Origin of the sequence: Lactobacillus sp., assembly GCF_051893255.1 — a bacterium.
Lineage (GTDB): Bacteria > Bacillota > Bacilli > Lactobacillales > Lactobacillaceae > Lactobacillus.
Window position 1 is genome coordinate 1 of sequence record NZ_JBJFHB010000071.1, and the last position, 6,275, is coordinate 6,275.

Annotated in this window: 5 protein-coding genes; 3 read left to right on the forward strand and 2 right to left on the reverse strand. The window is 47.3% G+C overall.

Translation table 11 applies throughout. The features are described 5' to 3' along the window. Positions 1-253: hypothetical protein (locus ACI4WN_RS06645; RefSeq protein WP_439777499.1), on the forward strand; the 253-nt coding region annotated here is incomplete at its 5' end. Between the two features lie 106 nt (positions 254-359). On the opposite strand, the gene ACI4WN_RS06650 is transcribed toward ACI4WN_RS06645, so the two are convergent. Further along, positions 360-1,550 carry a chloride channel protein gene (locus ACI4WN_RS06650; protein WP_439777500.1) on the reverse strand — a complete coding sequence of 397 codons (1,191 nt, stop codon included), beginning with the start codon at positions 1,548-1,550 and terminating at the stop codon, positions 360-362. A 227-nt stretch (positions 1,551-1,777) separates the two neighbouring features. Between ACI4WN_RS06650 and ACI4WN_RS06655 the strand changes: the two genes are divergently transcribed. Continuing rightward, positions 1,778-3,553, forward strand: coding sequence for an oleate hydratase (locus ACI4WN_RS06655; protein WP_439777501.1), 1,776 nt, complete (start codon positions 1,778-1,780; stop codon positions 3,551-3,553). Positions 3,554-3,654: 101 nt separating this feature from the next. Here the strand turns inward: ACI4WN_RS06655 and ACI4WN_RS06660 are convergent, their stop codons facing one another. After that, positions 3,655-5,106: an APC family permease gene (locus tag ACI4WN_RS06660; RefSeq protein ID WP_439777502.1), complete on the reverse strand. Its 1,452-nt coding sequence runs from the start codon at positions 5,104-5,106 to the stop codon at positions 3,655-3,657. 175 nt (positions 5,107-5,281) lie between these two features. Here ACI4WN_RS06660 and ACI4WN_RS06665 point away from each other — a divergent pair. After that, positions 5,282-6,275 (forward strand): IS30 family transposase (locus tag ACI4WN_RS06665; RefSeq protein ID WP_439777503.1); only part of this gene is annotated, 994 nt, incomplete at its 3' end.

The following is a 6,275-nucleotide window of genomic DNA, read 5'->3' on the forward strand; positions in this document are numbered from 1 at the left end:
AAAAATTATCCAAATAAAAAGTGCGCCCTCAGCTATTTCTAGCCAAGAGACGCACTTGCGTGATACCACTCTTACTTCGGCTAAGCCTCACGGCCCAGCCCTCAACAGGTTCATTCTTAAACCTTGGCGCGATAACAGGCGCCTCCTGCAAGGGGCTCAGGATTCACCCCTTGTCTGCTCAAAGACCATCTTCACTACCTTCGCAATTGCCAGCTTTCACCTGCCCTGGCTCTCTTTAAAAAGCTTGGAATAGCTACTCATCTTTTCTAAGCAAGTATTAATTTATTTATCATCATCTTACGGCTAAGTTTTCAGATTGTCAACTGTTTTTTCATAAAAATATCTGCCGAAGGAAAATTTTACTGCAGTTTCTCCAGCAGCCACTTGGTATTCAGCAGCTGCTCACAGACCCAGCAAACCGCCAAAATAACCGGGGCTAGCCTCAAGGTAAAAAGAAAGATCAGCAAGACGACAACCAATTTTGGCCGGCCCACGATCAAGCTGACGCTAGCTGAGGTAATAATTGCGACCAGCAGGTTCTGCGACCACGGCAAAACTAGGGCAAAGGCCATGCCCACGGCAACCGAGCAGAAAATTGCCGGGAAGATCGTTCCGCCCCGCCAGCCAAGGCCAAAGCCCAGGTTGGTCACGATCGCCTTGCCAAAGGCCAAAACGATGAGCAAAACTGGGCCCAAGACTGTTGCCTCTTTGACCAGCTTCCACATGGTAAAGGCTCCTGACCAAAGAAAGTAAGTTGAAAAAATGCCAAAAATCCCTAAGAGTAGGCCACCCAAAGCCCCTTTTAAAATGGGACTCGCAATTTTCTTGCTGAGCCAGGCCCCGGCCTGCTCCATTTTTAAGAAGAAGTAGCCAAATAAGAGACCGATAACCAAGGCGACTGGGCTTAAGGCCAGCCCCTGCCAGGTCCAGTTGACCGCCTTCCAGCTTATGCCAAAGACCTTGCTTTCTGGAAAGATTTTTAGCCAAAAAACAAAGGCGACTACGCCCAGCACAATCCAGATCGTATAAGCTGCTTTTTGCCGCTTTTGACTGGCAAAGACGCTCTTTAAAGGCTGGTTTGCATCACTCTTTGACTTAAAAAAGCCCTGGTTTTGCTGCCAAAAATCAGCACCTGCTAAATCGGGATTAGTCACAAAATTGGTCAGCTTCTGCCCCAGCCAGCTGGACTGACGGGCAATAATCCCCGTCATCGACGCTTCTGGCCCCACACTGGCCCCGCTGGCTAAGATGGCTGCCCCATTGATCCAGGTCTTCCAGCTCCGGGATTCCACCTTGCCACTGGCCTTAAATTCGGCCAGAATTTGCTTGATGGTCTTAGGATACTGACCGATTTTTTCCTGCAAAAGACCAATAATTATGCCAAAAATAAGAGCTAAGCCCAGCAGCCAAGCTGGTCTAGTTAAAACCGGTCTTGACCAAACGAGGCTGATCAGTTCGCTCGTGACCGTTAAAAAGAGCCCTGCCCCTAGACCGATCAAAATGCTGACTAGGCTAGCGTAGAAGAAAGCAATCGCCTTTAACCGTTTCATTTCCATCACTCCGTTAATGTCTTCTGCCCACTATTATAACAAATTAAACAAATTAGCTTTTTCATTTTTGACATTTTTTCATTTCTATTCACAAATATTCTAAAAAATGCTAAATTAGCCTTTAAAGTCTTGAAAGCGATTTTCTTGAATGCTACAATTCAAAGTGAAATAGGAAAAAACATAACAACAAATAGAATAGCAAGAAGTATTTTTACGAGGTGAATGACATGTATTATTCAAACGGTAATTACGAAGCATTTACTGACGCTAGAAAACCAAAAGATGCTGACAAAAAAAGTGCCTATGTTGTCGGTGGCGGTTTAGCGGGCCTAGCAGCCTGCGTCTTCATGGTGCGCGACGCCCACATGGACGGCAAGAAGATCCACCTGCTTGAAGAAGAAGCCCTAGCTGGGGGTTCTCTTGACGGGATCAACCGCCCAGAATACGGCTACATCATCCGGGGCGGCCGGGAAATGGAAAACCACTTCGAATGCTTGTGGGACATGTACCGGTCTATTCCATCTTTGGAAATCCCAGGTGCCTCCTATTTGGACGAATATGCTTGGCTTGACAAGGATGACCCGAACTCTTCAAACTGCCGCTTGATCCACCACCGCGGCGACCAAGTGCCAACTGACGGGCAATATGGCCTGGGCAAGTGCGCAAGCGAAATCGTCAAGCTGATCATGACCCCAGAGGATGACCTGGAAGGGATCACCATTGAAGACTACTTCTCAGAAGATTTCTTCAAGACCAACTTCTGGACCTACTGGGCAACCATGTTTGCCTTTGAAAAGTGGCACTCAGTCATCGAAATGCGGCGCTATGCAATGCGCTTCATCCACCACATCGATGGCTTGCCAAACTTGTCAGCTTTGAAGTTCAACAAGTACAACCAATACGAGTCCATGACTAAGCCTCTACTTGCCTACCTCAAGGACCACGACGTAGACATCTGCTACAACTGCCAAGTCCAAAATATCGAAGTCGACACTAGCAACGGCGAAAAGGTTGCTAAGAAGATCATCTTGACTAGAGACGGCGAGCAAGAAGAAATTGCATTGACTCCAGACGACCTGGTATACGTCACTAATGGCTCCATCGTTGAAAGCTCAACTTATGGGACCCACGACACCCCAGCGCCAATCACCCATGCTCTTGGCGGCAGCTGGAAATTGTGGCAAAACCTGGCTAAGCAAGACCCTGCCTTTGGTCACCCAGAGGTCTTCTGCGAAAACATCCCTGACAGAGCTTGGTTCATTTCCGCAACCATGACCATGAAGGATGCTACCCTTGAGCCATACTTTGAACGCTTGACTAAGCGCGACATCCACCAGCATCGGGTCAACACTGGCGGGATCATCACCGTCACTGACTCCAACTGGATGCTCAGCTTCACCATTCACAGACAGCCGCACTTCAAGGACCAAAAGGAAAACGAGACCGTTGTCTGGATCTACGCCCTCTACTCTGACACTCCAGGCAACTACGTCAAGAAGCGCGTCGTTGACTGCAGCGGTGAAGAGATCACGGAAGAGCTCCTCTACCACCTGGGCGTTCCAGACGACCTGATCAAGAAGTACGCTTCAAAGGACTATGTCAACACTGTACCAGTTTACATGCCATACGTTACTGCCTACTTCCAACTCCGCAAGAAGGGCGACCGGCCAGCAGTTGTGCCAGCAGGTTCAGTCAACCTGGCCTTCCTCGGCAACTTCGCTGAATCCCCGACTCGCGACACCGTCTTCACCACTGAATACTCGGTCAGAACTGCTATGGAAGCCGTCTACACCCTGCTTAACGTAGACCGCGGGGTGCCAGAGGTCTTTGACTCAGTTTACGACATCCGGGAACTGCTCAAGGCAACCTACTACTTAAACGACAAGAAGCCATTAGACCAGATGGACCTGCCAATTCCAAAATTTGCCCTGAAAGGCGCTTTAAAGAAGGTCCAAGGCACTTGGCTGGAAGAGCTGTTGAAGAATGCTAAGCTCATTGAGTAGCTCTAAATTTTTTAACAAGAATAGTTGATAAAACAAAAAGAGATTTGCTAAAGCAAATCTCTTTTTTGTTCTCTCTATTAATAGCAAAGCTATATTATGTACTAGGCTTCTTCTCCATCCCGTTTTCTTTGCCACTTGGCAATCAGCGGCAAGATAACGCCAAGGGCAATCATAAAGAGCGGTTCCACGATGTTCAAGATCAGCATGTGGGTCCACTTGCTGGTCCCAAACTTGGCATCGATTGGCAAGATCCCAAAGGTAGCACCCGTTAAGGTCACGATCAAGCACCACCAGCCAACGAAGATGGCGAATTTCCGGTTCTTGATGTAGACATATTCAGATGGATAGTCTTCTTGGTGCACCCGCACCTTGATGAAGGCCCAGAAGAGCAAGCCCGTTACATATGGTGACACGATCCCGTTCAAGTTCAAGAGCTGGTTGAAGATGTCGTTCACGCTTGGCAGGGTTGAGCTCAAAAAGAGCAAGACTGAGCAGATAAAGGTAGTCAGCCAGTAGCCGTTGATTGGCAGGCCATTTTTATCAGTCTTGGTCAATTGCTTTGGCAAGTAGCGCTTGGCGGTGTCAGACAAGAAGATCCGGGCACCCCCATCGACCAAGACGGCTAATTGGGCCAGCATGTAGAGAGCCTGGGTGATGATAAAGGCATAAAGGAAGAAGTTGCCCATGCCGAACTTGTCCCCCATGGCCTTGAAGGCGTAGTAGGACCCGTTCATCTTCAGGTCGTTTGGCAGCTTGTGCGCGTTAAAGAAAACGCCCAAGCTGAAGGAGCCAAAGATGGTCAAAAAGCCGGTCATAGCAGCCAGCATGTACATGGCCTTCGGGAAGTCACGCGGGCCATCCTTCATTTCGTTAACGTAAGGAGCAACGAATTCACTCCCGTTCATGGCAAAAATGAGTAAGCCCAGGGAGGTCAGGAATTTCATGTCAAAGGTTGGCATGAAGTTCTTGAAATGGAATGGCTGGGTCGCAATTGGCCGGCCTTCGCCCAGGTAGGCAAAGGTCATGATGACAAAAAGAATCGTCATGACAAACATAGCCCCGCCCCCAATGATGGACAGCCACTGGAGGGAGTTGGCAAACTTGTGCTGGAAGAAGATGAATAAGACAAACAAGATTGCCGTAAAGAGGGCAAAGGCCCAGTTGGACATTTCTGAATCATTTAGTGCCCGTCCCTTGATCAGCCAGGCAAAGGAAATAACGGTTGAGTTAGCCACATCGACCAGGTATGGCAAAGATACTACCCAGTAGCACCAGGCCGCGATGTAGCCCATCTTGTCGCCGGAAGTGTGGCGAATCCAAGAGGACAAACCGCCCCCTTCTTTGGCAAAAACGCTGCCCAGGTGCCCCACCATCATTTCGTAAGGAATGACGAAGAGGACTAAAAGCATGACCCAGTCGCTGACAACGGCTAAGCCCTGGTTTTGGAAGTTGTAGATAATGTCGTCAAAGCCGATGACGGTTACGAAGTCCATCAAGGCAATGACTGGCCAAGAGATGTATTTTCTCTTTTCGGTTTGATCTAAAGAATCCACTTTTTATTTCTTTCTCTTTTCTAGTCTTTTATTCTTGTGTCTTTTATTTTGTTGGTCGATTGTATAATCAATTTGAACACCACTGAAAATCAGTAGTATTAGAACATAAAAAATCCATTTCAACCTCTGGTAGAATATGAATTACCACAAACATGATTCCAAGAAAGAGGTCAAAATGGATCATTCAAATTCTAACACAGATTCTCGGCAAAAGGGCAGACATTTTACTATCAAGGATCGTTGTCTGATCGAGGCGTACCACAATCAAAAATACTCCAACAGAGCTATTGCCAGAAGGTTGAACTGCTCTCCCAGCTCTATTGGTTATGAGCTGAAACGAGGCTCCAAAATCACTCCTAATAGCCACAGGACGCGTTATTTCGCCGAGGTTGGACAGGATGCTTATGACGATAACCGCAAGCACTGCGGGCGTAAGATTGAGTTCTTTAAGCACCGTCGTTTCATGGATTATGTGGTTAAGCATTTCCACCAAGGTGGCTGGTCTTTAGATGCTTGTGTCGGGCGTGCATTAGCTGTAGACGGCTTCTCCAAGGATGAGGTTGTCTCTACCAAAACGCTGTACAAGTACGTTAACCAAAGGCTTCTTGGCATCATCAATCTCGATTTGCCTATGAAAACTACTCGAAGTACTAAGCAACACAGAGCACGCCAAAACCTGCGTAAATTAGGCCGTAGTATCGATGAACGAGACCCGAAAATTGAACTGCGTGAAGAGTTTGGCCACTGGGAATGCGACTTGGTTCTTGGGAAGAAAACCAAAGATGACGAGGTACTTCTGACTCTTTGTGAGAGAAAGACCCGGATGTTTTTGGTAATCAAAATCCTTGACAAGACCGCTGACAGTGTAATGAATGCCTTTAAGAAGCTGCGTAAAGAGTATGGCGCTAAATGGGACCAAATCTTTAAGTCTATCACAACTGACAATGGGTCAGAATTTGCGAAGTTAAGCGACTTAGAGACAGTTTCTAAAACTCTTGTTTATTATGCTCATCCTTACACCTCTTGCGATAAGGGAAGCGTTGAGCGTCACAATGGCATTATCAGACGCTTCATTCCAAAGGGTGAAAGGATCGACAAATACAGTATTGACGACATCTTTGGTATTCAGATGTGGTGTAATTCACTACCTCGAAAGATCTTGAATTACT

What these genes read in the sequence shown, in the direction of transcription:
- ACI4WN_RS06650 (WP_439777500.1), bottom strand. Translation starts at nt 1,550, where the DNA reads ATGAAACGGTTAAAGGCGATTGCTTTCTTCTACGCTAGCCTAGTCAGC.
- ACI4WN_RS06655 (WP_439777501.1), top strand. Translation starts at nt 1,778, where the DNA reads ATGTATTATTCAAACGGTAATTACGAAGCATTTACTGACGCTAGAAAA.